Origin of the sequence: Pseudoclavibacter sp. Z016, assembly GCF_002931215.1 — a bacterium.
Classification (GTDB): Bacteria; Actinomycetota; Actinomycetes; order Actinomycetales; family Microbacteriaceae; genus Pseudoclavibacter.
This window is the reverse complement of record NZ_PSTU01000004.1, coordinates 31,907-48,935: the sequence shown is the minus strand read 5'-3', so window position 1 is coordinate 48,935 and position 17,029 is coordinate 31,907. Positions and strand designations below refer to the sequence as shown.

Genomic DNA, 17,029 nt, shown 5'->3' with positions numbered 1-17,029 from the left:
GCTCAGACGCTCTTCTCGAGTTCGGCGACGATGGAACGCGTCCCTGCCGCGTACTGCTCAGTCGAGAACCGCTCGAGGACTCGGGCGCGTCCCGCGGCAGCCATGGCCACAGCCCGATCCGGGTCGGCGATGAGCTGCGCGCAGGCCTCGGCCAGCTCCCCAGCGTTCTCGGCCTCGAAGGTCAGCCCGACCTCTGCCGAGTCGACGATCTCCACCAGACCCTGCGTGCGAGCAACGATCGTGCACCGACCCGCGGCCATGCCTTCGGCCGCCACGGTTCCGAAGGGCTCGAGCCGCGATGGGACGAGCACCAGGTCCGCTTCCCCGAAGCGCTCCGCTGGCTCCGGGTCGAAGCCGGCGAAGACGACGGCATCCTCGAGACCGTGCTTCGCGATCTGCGCGCCGAGCTCGTCCCGGTACCACTCGTACCCGTCGAACACGTCACCGATGAGCGTCAGCTTCGTGTCGATGCCTCGCTGCCTGAGGAGGTGAACAGCCTCGATCGCGGTGTCGGTGCCCTTGCGAGGGCTGATGCGCCCCACCAGGAGCAGGCGAACGGGCTCCGCGAACCCTTCGAACACCGGAGCCTCGTACGGGGCCCAGTCCTTGCCGTTGTACAGGACGGAGGTCTTGCCCGTGACGCCGGACGCATCGTCGAGCACGTATCGCTCAGTGGCCTTGCTGTTGCAGACCACTCGGGTCGCGAGTGCCAGCGGAGCGAGCAGCACCTTGCGGACGATCGCCGGCTGCTCTGATTCCGCTTCGCGCACGTGCACGAGCCTCGGCTTCTTCGCCAAGGCCGCCGCGAGGAGCCACCACGGCTGCGTGATCGTGTTGACGTAGACCACGTCGGTTTCGAGGCGACGCAGGACTCTCATCGACCGAACGATCGTGCGCGGCATCGTGGCTGCGAGCTGCAGCAGCTTGAGGGGGCGCAGCATCGCCTTGCGCAGCACGGGAAGAGGGAGAACGAGCACCCGGGCACCCGCCTCCGTGAGGAGCGGCACGAGCGGTCCGTCAGACGGCAGCACCACATCCACCTGGTCGCCGGCTTCGACGAGCGCACGCACCGAGGCTACGGCCATGCGATCACTTCCGTACAGCTCCGCACCAGGATGGGTAAGGAGGACGCGAGTCACGATCGGCTGGGCCTTTCGGTAGGTTCAGGCACGTGCAAACAGCTCGGTCCTGACTCGCAGAAGCAAGAGTCTTCGCACGAAACAGGACCGTCATCGGGGATGCCATAGAGTGTAGCGTGATCGAGCTATCGCATCGCGTCGCGCTCGTTTCCCCCGTTAGCGCATCCCCCACCTGCGCTGGAGGTCGGTCGACCTCAGCCCTGCGAGTCGCAGGACTGACGTTCACCCCCTTCCCACCTCAACGCGAAAGAGGCCTGACCTGATGAATCGATCAGTCGCGATCATCGGTACTCGCGGTTACCCGAGCTACTACGGCGGCTTCGAGACAGCCGTTCGGCGCCTTGCTCCGTACCTCGTCGACCAGGGCTGGGACGTGACTGTCTACGGCAGGGATGGCTCCACGAAAGAGGGCGACCCGACGCGCGACCCACGCGTGCACACTCCCGTGACTCGAGGCATCGAGTCGAAGTCCCTCAGCACGCTGTCGTATGGCGCGACGGCCATGTTCGACGCGTCCAGGCGCCGCCCTGACGTCGCGCTCGTGATGAACGTCGCCAATGGGTTCTGGCTCCCCTTCCTCCGCGCACGCGGGGTCCCGACGCTGCTCAACGTCGACGGCATCGAGTGGGATCGCGCCAAGTGGGGGCGCCTGGCGAAGGCCATGTTCCGTGGAGGAGCCAAGGCGACCGCGTGGTGGGCGGACGAGCTCGTCTTCGACGCGCACGCCATCGGCGATCGTTGGCGCAGGGACTTCCGTCGTGACGGTGTCTTCATTCCCTACGGTGGCGATGTGCCGGAGGACCTCCCCATCGAGCCCGGCCTGACCCACCGCGGATACGCCCTGGCGGTCGCGAGATTCGTGCCGGAGAACACGGTGGGCGAGTTCCTCGAAGCGGCGGAGACCGTCGCGAAGACGCACCACGTGGTCATCGTCGGCTCAACCGGCTACGGTGGCGAGCTCGACGACAAGGCGCAGAAGCTCGCAGACGCGAACGCCAGGGTGCACTGGCTCGGCCACGTCAGCGATGACGACCGGTTGCACTCGCTCTGGCAGCACGCTGGAGCCTATTTCCATGGACACAGCGTTGGCGGCACGAACCCGGCGCTCGTTCAGGCGATGTCGTGCGCCGCACCGACCGTGGCGCGGAACACCGTCTACAACCGAGAGGTGCTCGACGACGCGGCGGTCTTCGTCGAGCCCACACCGTCAGCCATCGCGGACGGTGTCCTCCGCCTCCTGGGCGACCCAGCTCTGCAGGAGGACCTGAGCGCTCGTGCGTTCGCTCGCGGCCGAGCGGAATACTCGTGGGAAGGCGTGTGCGCGCGCTACGAGGAGAGCCTCGACAAGCTGGCGCGAGGGCGGTCTGGGAAGAAGTCAGCCGCCGGACGCCGCTGACCACTCGACCGGCACTCCGTCCGAGGTGGTCAGCACGACCTTCTCGAGATCGGGGTACGTGCCCTTGACCAGGGTGCCGATCTCAGCGACCAAGCGCCGCCGGTCGGTGTCGCTCACCGAGCCCGAGTCTGCGCGGAGCTCGACCTGGAGCCCGTCACTGACTGAGCCGCTGACCTCGCCCACGTACCAGCTCGCGGCGCCGCCATCGTGCGGTCGATCGAACCCGTCTGCGAAGTCCTGCACCTGCCAGAGCCGTTCGAGAAGCGCCTGGGCATCGCTCCCCGAGCCGCTGCCCTGCGGTGATCGCACCGGTGCCGACACGCGGAGGGCGACCGTCCCATCCTCCGTGATCTCACCGGACTGGGGCCAGGCAGTCACGACGATCCGGTCCTCCGGATCCCAGTCGATGTCACGCTCCGAGATGTAGATCGGCGCAAGGCCTGCCTCAGCGAGCCGCGCGGCCGCCTCGTCCACGCTGAGGCCCACGACGACCGGCACCTGGGTCGCCACGGCGCTCGTCGGCGGAAGGGCCTCGCTGGACGTCGGGGGCGGCTTCGGCTGGGTGCAGTCGCTGACCGAGAAGACGAGCACCCCGGAGAGAGCGACAAGCAGCACCCCGCACAGAAGGAGGAGTGCTGTCTTGAGCGGCGATTTCGACCCACCAGTTTCTGGCGCCGTCACGAGCTTCTACGCCGCGTCAGGTTGTGCGCAGCCGACGATGGCAAATTTCGCATAGCCACCTGTTTGGTACGCGAACTCGTAGAGCCACCCCGCAGGCTCAAGTACTGCTGGGGGTGCGACGACGTCTACGGCGATCCCGCTGCAGGACTCGAAGATGGTTCGCGCGCGGGCGACGTGTGGCGTCGCAGTAACGACAGCGACCGAGGTCCAACTGTCGCGTTCAGCAATCTCCGCAATTTTCAGAGCCTCACCCGCAGTGGTGGCGGGCACCGGCATGAAGCAGTCAGCTGTGCGATCACGGCACTCGGGAATGGAGGCCTTGTCGTAGGCCCAGCCGGGCCTCCCCGCCGAGATGATCATGCGATCGGCGCGGCCTTCGTCGACGAGCTGCTGGCCGAGCGCGACACGGTCGGGCGTCGCTGGCCCGAGGACGATGACGGCGTTGGCATGCTCGACCTCGTCCGAAGCCGGGAACACGTAGACGATCGTCGCCGCTACGAGCGCCGCGACGACGACGAACGCGCCAACGGACAGCCAGAGAACGAGCCGACGCACAAGAACCTCCAGAGCTAGTAGGAAGCACGTCGTCGTGACCACCGAATGATGATGAAACGATACCCGCTCTCTTGGTGACTCGCGTGTGAGCTGACGAGCAGTTCAGTCGCCGAACACGATCGTCTCCGTGAAGTCGGCCCCGTGGGGGACCTTGACGACCACGCGCCGCTTCGCGGTCGACAGGTACGTCTTCTCGTACACGAGGAACGAGAGCTCGGACGCCGACGCCCTGGTGCCCTCGGAGAACATGAAGGTGAGCCGATTCGCCCGGTTCGCGCCCGTGACGATGGTGAACCGGTCGGTCGAGACTCTGAGCGTGGACTTGAGCTGCGAGTTCACGACAAGCGGGCGTCCACTCACCGAGCTGTCGACCACCGCACCGACCACCGCAGACGGCTGTACGGAGAACTCGATATGGTCCTCCGGGCCCAGGAGCAGGGGGATGCAGTGGTATCCGGTTCTGCCGGGTGTCTGAACGCGTCGCACAAACCGGTCCTGCTCGCCCTGCATGCTGCCGAAGACCCGGCCGGCGTTGAACCGCAGGGTCGTCGTCATGACTGGCGACTTCGCCGAGCTCACGGCGGTCACGGTGAACGCCCCAGTGGATTCCCCGGCGCCCATCACCGCACCTGAGGCGCTTCTCGAGGTCGCGATCATCGGGGTGAGGGCTTCGGCGTACCCGGTCGCCGTCTTGCCAGCGTAGGTGCCCCAGCTCCGGTCGATGGCCTCGTTGTCCCTGACCACCTTGGAGCCCGAGAGCTTCGCGACGGGCTCGTTGGAGGACAGGACGACCGTGCCTCGGGTCGGAGTCCAGAGGATCCCCGGGCCGTAGCGCGGGCGAGCTTTCGTATCACCCTCGTACGCCATGTTCTCAAGTCTGTTCAATCCGTACTGGAAGCCCAGATGGAAGTTCTTCCTCTGCACGAACCCATACCAGCGGGGCAAGATTTCAGGTGCTGTCGGTGCGGTGTCCGCCAGCAGTGTATTGCTCGACGCGGCAGTGAAGTACGGGTAGTCGGCGGCGGAGGCGCGACGCTCAGCATCGCTCGGGGCGGGCGCGACGGTCTGCACCGTCCCGAGAAGGCGACGTGGGCTGAGCAGCTCGCGGCTCCCGGAGAGCACCCTCGCCGCCCAGTCCGTGATCGGGTACATGGCGGGGTCGCTCACCCAGTTGTCGAACCAGGCCTGCACCGCTTCCTGAGAGGGGTGCAGCGCGGCGAACTCGGGAGTCACCGCGAGCAGGTCGCGACTCGGGGTCAGCGAGCTCTGCGTCTGGTTCGACTTTCCGAGGGGCGCCTTCCAGGCTCCGGGAATCGCGTCGTAGGGCTGGAAGGTGAACACGGTGTTGCGGGCGGAAAGGCCGGCGTAGTGGAAGCCTTCCACGTAGTTCGGGGAGCCATCCGGTCCTGGCGTCGGCTCGAAGAACACTGTGTGTGTAACGAACCTAGTCACCTGCTGGGCGATGTCCTCCGTCGTCGTGGCGACGTCTGCTCGCCCCATCTCGCGAGCTAGGCGAGCGATGACTGCAAGGTCCGGAACTGCAACGTTCGCCGTATACCCGTAGTCGTAGGCCTTTCGCTCCACGGTGTGGCCGCTTGTCGAGATCCCACGCTCAGCAATGATGGCCAACGTAGCGGGCACGTTTGCCAAAAGCGCCGTTCGATCGTCTGGTATCTCGAAGGCCGCGAGCACTGCCGCGGCGATCATGCCGATTGGCTGATTGGCAACGTCGATCTCAGCGCGGCCCCAGAGCTGCGAGTTGGGGTCGAGACCAGTCGCCACGGCTTCGCCGATCATGCTTCGCAGCGATGAGAGCGCGGCGTCAATTGCACCATGGTCTGCTGCGGGGGCAGTCGCGCGATCTTTCGTGAGAAGACCGAAGGTGGAAGCCATGGCCTGCACCCCGAATGCAGTGGCAGCAAGACTAGACACAACCGTCGGGTTCGGAACGGCGGCATCGCTCTGTGCGCCTGAATCCTCAGGGAAGAAGCCATCCGCGAGCTGTGTTGCTGCGTAGGTTTCTATCGCAGCGAGGAGTCGAAGCCTCAGCTCACGGTTGCCCCGGTATTCCACATTCCACGGTTCGTCGCTCGCAAGGAAGTAGGCGAGCGTGGAGATGTGCTCCTGAGTGCGCGCGTTCCACCATGTTGACGCTGCTGCTCGCCAGTACTTGCCCGTGAACCACCCTCTTGGTGCCACGTGTCGACCGGCTCCCGCCGCCATCGGTCCATCGCCGACCATCGCGTTGGTCACCGCTGCCAGGGAGCGCTCGTAGTAGGCAGCGATCGCTGATGTCTCCGTGTACAAAGCCCGGTTTGCGGGCGACCAGGTCGAACTGAGCGTGCGTATTTTCGCCAACGACGCGGTCGCGGCATGTGCGGGGTTCTGCGCCGCGAACAATCCGACCGTAGAAACAGCGCCGCCGATGATGGCCGCTCGAAGGAGGCCTCGCCTACTCAACGCATGCTTGGACGGTTCTGTCATGCTCGGCACTCCTTGCTGATCAAGGCGAAGTCGGACGTGACGCGCACACCTGCGAGACTCGCTTTTGACTGGCGGGTCAGTGTTCCCCGAAAATCGCCGAGACTTGCCGAGTCAACTGGGGATGCCCCCTTCGCGCCGTTCCAAGCCTAACCGGGTTATGTTTCGAGTCAACGAACGGAGTCTGACGATCCCGTTCGATGCTCGAGCCTTTCCCCGCGCACCTGCATCTCCGAGCACGCGCCGCTAGCGTCGTCCCATGCCGACGAAGTTCCAACCCGCCTCACGCCACGCGGCCGGGTCGAGCACGTTCCTGCCGTCGATGATCGCTCGGTTCGCTACGAGCTGAGCTGCCGTGGCCGGGTCGAGCGCACGATACTCGGCCCACTCGGTCACCAGCACGATCACCTCGGCGTCTCGGAGGGCTTCCTCGGTCGACTCGACGTACTGAAGCTGCGGGTGGCGCCGACGGGCGTTCTCGATGCCCTGCGGGTCCGTCGCGACGACGTTCGCGCCGAGCCCCTTGAGCTGCACGGCGACGTCGAGGGCAGGCGAATCACGCACGTCATCGGACTCCGGCTTGAAGGTCACGCCGAGCACGGCGATCTTCTTGCCGTTCACGGATCCGCCGAGCGCGTCCACAGCCAGATCGATGACCCGCTGGCGACGCCGCAGGTTGATCGCATCCACCTGCTTCAAGAAGGCGACCGACTCGCCACGTCCGAGCTCCTCGGCGCGGGCCGTGAACGCACGGATGTCCTTCGGGAGGCAGCCGCCGCCGAACCCGACACCCGCGTTCAAGAACTTGCGACCGATGCGCACATCGTGTCCGATCGCATCCGCGAGCTCCTTGACATCGGCACCGACGACCTCGGAGATCTCCGCCATGGCGTTGATGAAGCTGATCTTCGTGGCGAGGAACGCGTTCGCCGCGACCTTGACGAGCTCTGCAGTCGCGTAGTCGGTGATGATGCGCGGTGTGCCGGTGGACAGGGCCTGCGCGTAGACCTCGTCGAGGACGTCGGCCGCGGTCTGGTCAGCGACGCCGTAGACGAGGCGGTCGGGCTCGAGCGTGTCCTTGACCGCGAAGCCCTCACGGAGGAACTCCGGGTTCCAGGCGAGCGTGGCGCCGCTTCCGTGTTCGGCGACGATCGCGGCGAGACGCTCCGCGGTTCCAACGGGGACCGTGGACTTGCCGACGATGAGGTCCCCGGCCTTGAGGTGCGGGAGGAGCCCGTAGAGCGCCGCATCCACATAGGTGAGGTCAGCTGAAGCGCTGTCCTTGGCCTGCGGGGTGCCCACCGCGATGAAGTGCACCGTGGCGGAGGCCGCCGCTGCGATATCGGTGCTGAACTCGAGGTTCCCGCTCGCCGTGGCCGACGTCAGGATCTCGGGGAGACCGGGCTCGAAGAAGGGTGGCTGACCGGCGGCCAGGGCCTCGATCTTCCGCTCGTCGACGTCGATGCCGATGACCTCGTGACCGAGCTCGGCCATCGCCGAGGCGTGGACGGCTCCCAGGTACCCGCATCCGATAACGGAAACTCGCATCTGCTTCTTCTCCATGAATCTCACCCGACTGACTGAAGACCGGGCTGGGGGATGATTTCTTGAGGAACGTGCGCGTTGCCCAGTGCTCGGAGGTGTCCGCGCACTGGGCAACGCATTCGAGGACTAGTTGTTGCGCCTGGACTTCGCGCTGATGATCGGCATCTGCCCCGTGCCGATCTTGCGGTACTCGGTCGTCGGGTTGCCCGCCTCATCGGTCCCGTAGTAGGCGCCGTAGGCGCCGTACGAGCCGTAGGCGTAGGAGTCAGGGCCCTTGGTCGGAACCTTCGTGACGACGATTCCCGAGACCTCGGAGCCGATGCCCTCGAGCTGGGCGACCGCGCCGGCGAGCGCCGAGCGCGGGGTCTGCCCGCTCGCGACGACGAGGAGCGTGCCGTGGGCGAGCTCGCTCAGCACCGCACCATCGGTGACGAGGAGCAGCGGGGGCGCATCGATGATGACGTAGTCGTGCTCGGCGAGCAGCTGGTCGTGGACCTGCTGCATCGTGTGCGAGCCGAGCAGCTCGCTCGGGTTCGGGGGGATGCGTCCGGCGGGGAGCACGTAGAGGCGACCACGGCCCCAGCGCTGCAGGACGTCCTTGGGCTCTGCGCGGCCGCTCAGGAGGTCGGTCAGACCAACCGAGCCGTCGACGCCCATGGTGGTCGCGACCTTCGGCTTGCGGAGGTCGCCATCGACCAGGACGACCTTGGCGCCCTGCTCGGCGAGCGCGATCGCGATGTTCGCGGACGTGGTGCTCTTGCCCTCCGAGGGGAGCGAGCTCGTCACGACGAAGCTGTGGCGAGTGTTCTCGATGTCCATGAAGCGCAGGTTCGTGCGCAGAGCACGGTAGGACTCGGCCTTCGGGCTCTTCGGCTCCTCGTGCACGATGAGCGGCCGCTTGCCGGCATCCGGGTCGAACGTGATCGTGCCGATGATCGGACGGTCAGTGATCTGCGCGATGTCGTGAGTGCTCCGGACCTTCGTGTCGACGAACTGGCGGAGGAAGGCGATTCCCAGACCGACCAGGAGCCCGATCAGGGCGCCGAATCCGACGTTCATGGGCACTCGAGGGCTGACGGCGGTTCCCGAGGGCTGAGCCGACTGCACAGGTTCGATCTTCACGAGGCTGGGCGACGCGCCGTCCGGCTTCTCCAGCTCGTTGACGATCACATCGATGAAGTTCGTGGCCACGGAGTTCGCGATGGACGCGGCCTGGACCGGGTCCTCGTCAGTGACCGCGATCTCGATGACAACCGTGTTGAGCTCGTTGGTCGCCGTGATCTTGGAGGCGAGTTCCGCCGGCGTCATGTTGAGGCCGAGCTCCGCGATGACCCGTGAGGTCACGATCTCCTTGTTGACGACTGTCGTGTACGACTGCACTGCCTGCCGGGCGAACGAGGTTCCCTGGTTCAGCTCCTGGACAACAGCACCGTCAGAGGAGCGCACCGAGACGTAGAGTTCCGCCGTCGAGGAGTACTTCGGTGTCTGCAGCAGCGAGACGCCGGCACCGCCAGCGACCCCCGCAAGCGTGCAGATCAAGATGATGATCCAGTTTTTGTGCAGGATTCGCAGGTAGTCGCGCAGTTCCATAAAGGTCCGTCCGTGTGTCTCTTGCGCTCGTGCCGCTGCCGCTTTCGCGGCTGGCACGAAACGGGTGGCTCGCGGTTCGGAGCGCAGGGGGTATCTCAGGCAAGCTGGGGCGAGCCCGGCCTCATACTACTGGTGTGATGTTATTGGGCTGTAAATTCGTGAAATGTGATCAATCAGTCGCAGAGTGAGCACACTTCGGTGCCGAGCGACGATCAGCCGCCGATCTCCACCGGAAGGCCGGCGTCGACCGCGTTCGCGATGAGCTGGTGGCCGGCGTCGTCCGGGTGCAGGCCGTCGAGCTCGAAGTACTGGAACTCGTCCTCGAAGAGGTGACCGACATCCAGGTACTGGCCGCCGACGGAAGTGACGTCAGCCTCGATGAGCTCGCTCGTGAGCGCCAGCTGGGCGGGGTATGCCGTGCTGACCCAGAACGGCGAGACCGCGAGGATGCGGGCATCCGGCAGACCGGCACGGAGATCAGTGAAGACCGACTCGACGCCGAGCTCCTGGTCGAGCTCCGACATGTTCAGACCGCCGGAGACGATGACCACGTCCGGCTCGGCCGCGATCGCCTCTTCGACCTGGAGCGCGTAGGAGTTCCACTCCTCGAGGCCCTGGCCGTAGCTCGCGCCGCTCACGCCGAGGTTCAGCTCTTCCCAGCCGTTGGCTGAAGCCAGCAGGGTCGTCCAGCGCAGGGACGGGTCGCTCGCGCCGACACCCTCGGTGTAGGAATCGCCGATGAACGCGACGGTCAGGCCCGTGCCCGCAGGGGTCGCGGATGGCGCCGAAGCGGATGGACCACCAGCGGAGCTCGTCACCGAACCGGCGTCTTCTGAGCTGGAGATCGTAAGAATAGGTTCTGCGCCAGCCCCCGCGGGGGCCTCACGTGGCATGAACGCCAAAGCCACCAACGCGACCGCAGCGAGAGCCACGACCACGAGCAGTGTCAGCTGGGGCCAACGACGCGCACTCTGGTTGCGTGTTTTCATTTCCATGTGATCGTACCGGCCCAGCGGCCAAGCTGATACTCCCCTGGGAACTTTCGATTGCCCCGACACGCTCAAATCCCCGGGATTTAGCCCCGGAATTGGTCCGAACTTTGTCTCGATTCGCCATGTTCCGGCCCAGAAAACCGGGAAGTGTAGCGTCGAGACACGGCGAGACGGGGAATTCATGGCAGCACACGACGCGGCGAGACAGCCCGCGGCGACCCTCCCCCGCCACCGCGAACGGTGGATCGACATCATCCGCGGCGCTGCCATCCTGCTCGTCATCGCCAACCACGCCATCGACGTGCCCATGCACATCGCAGACGTCACCCCGGGCACGGTCATCGACGACCTCACCCTGTACTTCGCGCCCTTCCGCATGACCTCGCTCATGCTGCTGTCTGGACTCCTCCTCTCCCTCGCCCTCGCCAAACCGCGTGGTCGCTACTACGCCGGCAAGCTCCGCACCCTCGCCTGGCCCTACGTGGTGTGGCTCGTCATCTTCTGGATCGCCACCGAGAACGCGACCGAGTGGATGCGCCCGGACGGCTGGGTCACCCGCAGCTGGCTCTGGTTCATCCTCTGCCTGTTCCTCGCCTACCTCGCCGCGCCGCTGCTCACCCGGATCCCGAGCCCCTGGTTCGCCTCCGTGCCGGTGACCCTCTGGCTGCTGAGCATCGCCGCGCCGGACGGCACCCTCTTCGACCTCGCCTACTACGGCGGCTTCTTCTTCGCCGGCTACCTCGTCGCCGAGAACCGGCACCGGCTGCGCCGCTTCGACACGACGCCGACGATGCTCGCGCTCCTCGCCGGCAGCTCCATCTTCGCGGTCCTCCTCGTGCTCCAGGAGCACGGCCTGGCCCTCGGCGGCGCGGAGACACCGGCAACCGACGACAACGGCGCCATCGAGCGCTTCGACCTGATCTGGGTTCCCGTCGTGCTCGCCGGGATCGCGGGCACCATGCTGCTCGCGAGACGCGTCCGCGGAGCGCTCGACGGCGCGCGCCAGCCCGCGCTGTCCCGCGCGCTGCAGCATGTCGGCCGCAACTCGATCGTCTTCTACCTCGTCCACTACCCGCTGCAGATCGTGGTCGTGAAGCTGCTCGACTCCTGGGGCGTCACCGCACAGCCCATGATGATGACCGCGTGCATCCTGGCCGCACTTGCCGTAGCGTTCGCCGCTGTCGCACTCCGCCGCCGCAGCCGCGTCGTGGATGCGCTCTTCGTCTTCCCGAGACGAGAGCAGCTGAGCCCGGCACGTGCACGGTGACCCCCGCCCGCGCCCCGTCTGAAAGCCCGATGACCACACCAGCCCACGCACTCGCACCCACCGAGCGGCCGTCGCCTCGAGGCCCATCGCGCCAGGCGACCCCGCCCGCCTCGGGCCGCGAGCACTGGATGGACCTCGTGCGCGGTGCCGCGATCCTGCTGGTCGTCACCTTCCACGCCAGCGCGATCCCCATCTTCCTCATCGACGTCGCGCCGACGAGCCTCATCAGCGACCTCAACACGTTCTTCGCCCCCTACCGCATGAGCACGCTGCTGCTGCTGTCCGGCATGCTGCTCGGCCGCTCCCTCGCGAAGACCGGCCCCACCTACTTCGCGGGCAAGCTGCGCACGCTGCTCTGGCCCTACCTCGTCTGGGGCACGGTCTACTGGCTCGTCACCATGCAGGACGGCTGGACGCAGCCCAGCAGCTGGATAGCTCTCAGCTGGCTGTGGTTCATCTTCTACCTGGCGATGTACTACCTGGTCGCTCCCCTGCTCACGCGCATCCGCGGCCCCTGGTTCGCGGTCGTCCCGCTCGGACTCTGGGCGCTCAGCGCGATCCTCTCCACCCGCGGAATCGTCCCCCTCGTCCCGCTCGGAGACCTGGCCTACTACGGGGGTTTCTTCTTCGCCGGCCACGTCGTCGCGCAGTACCGCGGCCAGCTCGCGCGCTTCGAGCGGTGGCCGGTGATCATCGCCTGCACGCTGACCGCCGGCGGCTTCGGGGCCCTACTCATCGGCCAGACCCACGGCACCTACTTCGGCCTCGACCAAGCGCTCCGCCTGGTCTCCGACACCAGCTCGACCGCGCCAAGTGACAGATCCCTCACCGCCGCGACCCGCCTCATCGACCGCTACGAGCTCGTGTGGATCCCCGTCGTGCTCGCCGGCGTCGCCGCCATCATCATGATCACGCGGCGCCTCACCGGCGCGACGCGCGGCCGCGACGGCGACAGCGCCCGCTGGCTGCAGTACATCGGCCGGAACTCGGTGGTCTTCTACGTGGTCCACTACCCCGCGCAGATCATGATCACCTCGTGGGTCGGCGACTGGGGCCTGCTCGACCCCACCTGGATGCTGATCATCAACACGGTCGTCGCGATCGGCCTCAGCTGCCTGTTCTGCTGGCTGCGACGGTGGCCAGCAGGTGACGCCGCATTCGTCTTCCCCAAGCTGCGGACGAGCGGGAGCCCCGCTACGCCTTGAGCGGGGCCCCGTTGTGCACGAAACCCGCCCAGGCGGACGTCACCATGTCGTCGAGCGTGTACTGCGCGGTCCAGCCGAGCTCGTCCGTGATCCGGGATGCGTCGGCCACCAGCAGCGCAGGGTCGCCGGGCCGACGCGGAGCCACCTCGGGCTCGAACGACAGGCCGCTCGCGCGACGCACCGCATCCACCACCTCGAACACCGAGTAGCCCTCACCGCGACCCACGTTGTACTCGGCAGAGACCGGCGTGCCCGCCGCGATCGCGTCGAGCACCGCCAGGTGCGCATCCGCCAGGTCGACGACGTGCACGTAATCGCGCACGCACGTGCCATCCGGAGTCGGGTAGTCGTCGCCGAACACCAGCGGAGCCTTGTCCTCAGCGAGCTTCTCGAAGATCATCGGCACGAGGTTGAGGGCGAAGCGGTCGGCCAGCTCGTCGCTGCCAGCGCCGGCGACGTTGAAGTAGCGCAGCGAGACGGCCGTGATTCCTGCGGCCTTCGCCGCGGCCTGCACAAGCCACTCGCCGGCGAGCTTCGTCTGCCCGTACGGGTTGATGGGGTTCTTCACGTCCGACTCACGGATCGGCTCGTCCGAGCCCGTGCCGAGCCCGTACACCGCCGCCGATGACGAGAACACGAGGCTCTTCACGTTGGCCCGCTGCATCGCCTCGAGCACGTTCGCGAGGCCACCCATGTTCTGCTGGTAGTACCACGCGGGCCTCGCGACCGACTCCCCCACCTGCTTCTTCGCGGCGAAGTGCACGACGCTCGTCACCTCGAGCGCCTGCATGATGTCGGCCAGCGCGTCCGCCGCACCCGTCGTCGAGATGTCGAAGTCGAAGTGCGGCGTGGCACCGACCTTCTCCGCCGTTCCCGTCGTCAGGTCGTCGATGACAACCACCTTGTCTCCGCGAGCCTCGAGGGCCGCGAGCACGTGAGCGCCGATGTAGCCGGCGCCGCCGGTGATGAGCACAGTCATGGAGAATCCCCTCAGAGGTGCGCAATCGACGCGCTCCTGCGCGCCGCTGCCGATGTCGGAGAGCCCACCGAAGCGCGCCCTCCGACATTCTGGCAGTTCTCGGAGCCGCCCGGGCCGACCGTGGCCGATCTCCCTGATCGCGCGCCTAAACGAAGCGAAACGATCACGGGAACGGGCTCAGCCCTGACGGGCTTTCATGCGCGGGTTCTTCTTGTTGATGACGAAGACGCGGCCGCGACGACGCACGATCTGCGCACCAGGGACCTTCTTGAGCGCCTTGAGCGAGTTGCGAACTTTCACGAGGACCTTCCTTCTTGAGAATGTTTCTCATTAGACTAGCCCTATGACCTCCGATCGACCAAGCGCCCAGACCGTCACCAGCTCGCTCGGCCTGACCCTCGTCAGCGGGCTCGAGACATCGGGCCGACAGCTCGTCACCGCGCTCATGTGCGGAGAACCGAGCGGACCGACACCCGTCACGGAGTTCGGCGACGAGCAGACGAACGCCCTGGAACTCGGCGTCGACATCGCCGACGACCTCCTCCGGCAAGCTGCGGACGGACGCAGGGGCAACATCATCGTCGAGCTCTACTCGGACGCCGAGACGCAGAGCGTCGGCCTGGCCATAGACCACGTCATCGCCGAGGCACGCAGCCACCCCTCCGCGCCGGACACCGCCGACGTCACCGTCGGGGCCAGAGAGTTCATCACCGTCGCGAGCATCGGCGACATCCGACGCCTCCTCTTCCAAGAAGGCACGCCGCTACCCGAGGATGCCAACACCTCCGCCACGCTCGCCGAGCAGCTCGAGTTCGCCACCATCGTCGTGCTCACCGGAGCCGACGCACACCCCTCAGGCCTCGTCAGCGAGACCTGCACGCTCATCCAGCAGCTCAACCCGACGGCGGTCATCACCACCCCGGCCGCGGCCTCGGATCTCGGCAGGCACCTCAGACCGATCCGACCAGGGCTCGCACACCAGCTCGCCTCGACCGCCGGATGGATGCTGCGCCTCGACGACCGCATGCACTTCCCGCCAGCCCGCGGCCACATCGACTGCACCGTCTTCACCGAGCCACGACCGTTCCACCCGGAGCGCCTCGCCGCCGGTCTCGCGAACCTCACCCCCGAGCAGGTCGGGCTCATCACCAGATCACGCGGCCACTTCCGCCTCGCCAACAGGACAGATCACGTCGGCGACTGGTCGAGCACGGGAGGCAACATCCAGCTCGGGGCATCGGGCGTCACGAGCGCTGACCCCGAAGCGCCCCTCGGCACGTCGATTGCCGTCTTCGGGCGCCAGCTCCGCACCGACGCCATCGCCAGCCTGCTCCACGAGTGCGCCCTCACCGACGAGGAGCTCATCGCGGGCCCCAGTGCCTGGCGCGACTACGACGACCCGTTCCCCGGATGGGAATGACCCTCCGACCGGACGAGCCCGCCCCACCGTCCGAGACCGCCCTGCGCGGGACCGCCCTCAGCGCGCGGAGAGCGGCAGATGCATCTCGAAGGTCGTGCCGCTGCCGACCGTGCTGGACGCCTCGAGGCGCCCACGGTGCGCCTTCACGATCGCGAGCGTGATGTTCAGGCCGAGACCCACACCGGGGACCGCCTGCTTCGTGGCCGTCGTCGCGCGGAAGAACTTCGTGAAGAGACGGTGCATCTCCTCCTCGGGAATGCCCATACCGGTGTCCGAGACGTAGACCACGACCTCGTTGCCGTCACGCCGCACGCCGACACGGACGACGCCGCCCTCCGGAGTGAACTTCACCGCGTTCGAGATCAGGTTGTCGATCGCCTGCCCGAGCCGCATCGCGTCCCCGGAGAGGACGACGTCCTCGCCGCCGGCATCGCCGACCAACTCGACCGACGCCTGCGCAGCAGTCGGCAGGGCCGTCTCCAGGGAAAGCCGCACGACCTCCCCCAGACGGACCGGCGAGAACTCCATCGGCACCTTCCCCGCATCGACCTGCGCGACGAAGAGCAGGTCGCCGACCAGCGACAGCAGGCGCTGCGCATTGCGCTCCGCGACGTCCAGGTAGTGGCGCTGCTCGTCGTTCAGCGGGCCGCTCTCCTCATCACGTGCGAGCTCGAGGTAGCCGAGGATCGAGCTCAGCGGCGTGCGCAGCTCGTGCGAGATGGTGCCCACGAACTCGTCCTTGAGCCGAGACGCCTCGTTGACCGGCGTCATGTCGTAGGCGATGAAGATGTGGCCGACCGTCTCACCATCCGGCGTCTTGCGAGGAGCACACGTCATGAGCGCCGGCATGGGTGCGTCCTCGGCGCGCACGAGCTCGACCAGCGTGCCGGCCTGCTCGTTGCATCCCGCGGTCTCGACCAGACGCCGCAGCAGACGGTTTCCGTCCTCGTCGTCATCGCCCTCGCCGCGGATCGCGGACGCGGAGTCCTCCGAGAGGAAGTCCGTGATGTTCCGCAGGCCGACGACCTCACTCGACCTCGGCCCAAGGAGATTGCGTGCACCGGGGCCCCACGCCACGATCGTCCCGTCGAGCTCCGTCACGATGGCGATCTCGTGGACCGCCGCGTTCCAGACGCTGAGGTTGAAGGCCTCCGAGGCGCGCAGCTCACGGGTGGCCACCTCTCGCGCCTTCTCGCTCGCCTGCACCTCCAGCAGGCGTCGCTCGCGCTCCTCGGCGTAGAGCCTGGCGCTTTCCACCTGCACCCTGGCACGGTGGGACATCTCGTTGATGACGCTCGCGATGACCGCGAACACCAGCGGCGTGAAGACGATCCGCAGGATCTGCGGATCATTCCACGGCGCCGTCCCCATGAGGTAGGGAAGCGCGAGCGTCACCAGCAGCGTGCCGATGGCACACCAGATCGCCCGACGCCCGGGCTCGGTCGCGATGAAGATCAGCGGCAGGAGGACGAGGGACGTGAACATCGACAGCGCCCCACCGGTTCCCACGCGGAAGAGGCCAAGGGCGAGCATGGAAGCCATGGGGAGGATCAGCCGCGTGCACGGCGGAGCTGTGTCCCACGGAACCAGGAAGGCAGCTCCCGCGAGGGCGACGACGATCACCACCCCCGTCCACGCCGGAACGGGCTCCGTGATCAGGGCCCCGGGAACGAGGAGGATGGCCCCGAGCGCTATCAGCAGGCCGAGCACCGACGCGAGCTGACGGATGGCAGGCGACGTCGTGTCGACCGTGAACTGGCCGAATGGACTCTTCACCGA

14 protein-coding genes are annotated in these 17,029 nt (G+C 66.9%); 4 read left to right on the top strand and 10 right to left on the bottom strand.

Features of this window, described 5'->3' with window-relative positions; genetic code table 11:
- Window positions 1-2: 2 nt before the first annotated feature.
- On the bottom strand, window positions 3-1,085 hold the full coding sequence (locus tag C5B99_RS02920; RefSeq protein ID WP_104240290.1) for a glycosyltransferase family 4 protein: 1,083 nt from the start codon (window positions 1,083-1,085) through the stop codon (window positions 3-5).
- Between the two features lie 316 nt (window positions 1,086-1,401).
- Here C5B99_RS02920 and C5B99_RS02915 point away from each other — a divergent pair, with 316 nt between their 5' ends.
- Complete coding sequence (locus C5B99_RS02915; RefSeq protein WP_104240289.1) at window positions 1,402-2,535, top strand: glycosyltransferase; 1,134 nt, start codon at window positions 1,402-1,404, stop codon at window positions 2,533-2,535.
- Here C5B99_RS02915 and C5B99_RS02910 read toward each other — a convergent pair.
- The 6 genes from C5B99_RS02910 to C5B99_RS19145 form a co-directional block, all read right to left on the bottom strand.
- Entirely contained in the window at window positions 2,515-3,216 is a 702-nt protein-coding gene (locus C5B99_RS02910) for a PASTA domain-containing protein (protein WP_146081276.1), read from the bottom strand. The genes C5B99_RS02915 and C5B99_RS02910 overlap by 21 nt on opposite strands.
- Before the next feature lie 6 nt (window positions 3,217-3,222).
- Entirely contained in the window at window positions 3,223-3,813 is a 591-nt protein-coding gene (locus C5B99_RS02905; protein WP_104240287.1) for a YdcF family protein, read from the bottom strand.
- 60 nt (window positions 3,814-3,873) lie between these two features.
- The gene (locus C5B99_RS02900; RefSeq protein WP_146081919.1) at window positions 3,874-5,568 is read right to left on the bottom strand and encodes a hypothetical protein; all 1,695 of its coding nucleotides are present in this window, start codon (window positions 5,566-5,568) and stop codon (window positions 3,874-3,876) included.
- 930 nt (window positions 5,569-6,498) lie between these two features.
- Entirely contained in the window at window positions 6,499-7,800 is a 1,302-nt protein-coding gene (locus C5B99_RS02895) for a UDP-glucose/GDP-mannose dehydrogenase family protein (RefSeq protein WP_104240341.1), read from the bottom strand.
- 123 nt (window positions 7,801-7,923) lie between these two features.
- The gene (locus tag C5B99_RS02890; protein WP_104240285.1) at window positions 7,924-9,387 is read right to left on the bottom strand and encodes a polysaccharide biosynthesis tyrosine autokinase; all 1,464 of its coding nucleotides are present in this window, start codon (window positions 9,385-9,387) and stop codon (window positions 7,924-7,926) included.
- A 212-nt stretch (window positions 9,388-9,599) separates the two neighbouring features.
- Window positions 9,600-10,205, bottom strand: a complete 606-nt coding sequence (locus tag C5B99_RS19145) for an SGNH/GDSL hydrolase family protein (RefSeq protein ID WP_181057711.1) — start codon at window positions 10,203-10,205, stop codon at window positions 9,600-9,602.
- A gap of 355 nt (window positions 10,206-10,560) precedes the next feature.
- On the opposite strand from C5B99_RS19145, the gene C5B99_RS02880 reads away from it, so the two are divergent.
- Together C5B99_RS02880 and C5B99_RS02875 are read left to right on the top strand one after the other, a co-directional pair.
- Complete coding sequence (locus tag C5B99_RS02880) at window positions 10,561-11,646, top strand: acyltransferase (RefSeq protein WP_104240284.1); 1,086 nt, start codon at window positions 10,561-10,563, stop codon at window positions 11,644-11,646.
- Window positions 11,647-11,675: 29 nt separating this feature from the next.
- Complete coding sequence (locus C5B99_RS02875) at window positions 11,676-12,851, top strand: acyltransferase (RefSeq protein WP_104240283.1); 1,176 nt, start codon at window positions 11,676-11,678, stop codon at window positions 12,849-12,851.
- Here C5B99_RS02875 and galE read toward each other — a convergent pair.
- Together galE and ykgO are read right to left on the bottom strand one after the other, a co-directional pair.
- Window positions 12,841-13,830, bottom strand: a complete 990-nt coding sequence (gene galE, locus C5B99_RS02870) for a UDP-glucose 4-epimerase GalE (protein WP_104240282.1) — start codon at window positions 13,828-13,830, stop codon at window positions 12,841-12,843. The two genes, C5B99_RS02875 and galE, sit on opposite strands and share 11 nt — an antisense overlap.
- Before the next feature lie 177 nt (window positions 13,831-14,007).
- On the bottom strand, window positions 14,008-14,130 hold the full coding sequence (ykgO, locus tag C5B99_RS02865) for a type B 50S ribosomal protein L36 (RefSeq protein WP_104240281.1): 123 nt from the start codon (window positions 14,128-14,130) through the stop codon (window positions 14,008-14,010).
- A gap of 43 nt (window positions 14,131-14,173) precedes the next feature.
- On the opposite strand from ykgO, the gene C5B99_RS02860 reads away from it, so the two are divergent.
- Window positions 14,174-15,250, top strand: coding sequence for a GTP-binding protein (locus C5B99_RS02860; protein ID WP_104240280.1), 1,077 nt, complete (start codon window positions 14,174-14,176; stop codon window positions 15,248-15,250).
- 57 nt (window positions 15,251-15,307) lie between these two features.
- Here C5B99_RS02860 and C5B99_RS02855 read toward each other — a convergent pair whose 3' ends face one another.
- On the bottom strand, window positions 15,308-17,026 hold the full coding sequence (locus C5B99_RS02855; protein WP_181064920.1) for a cell wall metabolism sensor histidine kinase WalK: 1,719 nt from the start codon (window positions 17,024-17,026) through the stop codon (window positions 15,308-15,310).
- Window positions 17,027-17,029 lie beyond the last annotated feature (3 nt).

Coding starts and splice junctions, on each gene's coding strand:
- C5B99_RS02915 (WP_104240289.1), top strand. CDS start 1,402: ATGAATCGATCAGTCGCGATCATCGGTACTCGCGGTTACCCGAGCTAC.
- galE (WP_104240282.1), bottom strand. CDS start 13,830: ATGACTGTGCTCATCACCGGCGGCGCCGGCTACATCGGCGCTCACGTG.
- C5B99_RS02900 (WP_146081919.1), bottom strand. CDS start 5,568: ATGATCGGCGAAGCCGTGGCGACTGGTCTCGACCCCAACTCGCAGCTC.
- C5B99_RS02890 (WP_104240285.1), bottom strand. CDS start 9,387: ATGGAACTGCGCGACTACCTGCGAATCCTGCACAAAAACTGGATCATC.
- C5B99_RS02920 (WP_104240290.1), bottom strand. CDS start 1,085: ATGGCCGTAGCCTCGGTGCGTGCGCTCGTCGAAGCCGGCGACCAGGTG.
- C5B99_RS02880 (WP_104240284.1), top strand. CDS start 10,561: ATGGCAGCACACGACGCGGCGAGACAGCCCGCGGCGACCCTCCCCCGC.
- C5B99_RS02860 (WP_104240280.1), top strand. CDS start 14,174: ATGACCTCCGATCGACCAAGCGCCCAGACCGTCACCAGCTCGCTCGGC.
- C5B99_RS02895 (WP_104240341.1), bottom strand. CDS start 7,800: ATGCGAGTTTCCGTTATCGGATGCGGGTACCTGGGAGCCGTCCACGCC.
- C5B99_RS02875 (WP_104240283.1), top strand. CDS start 11,676: ATGACCACACCAGCCCACGCACTCGCACCCACCGAGCGGCCGTCGCCT.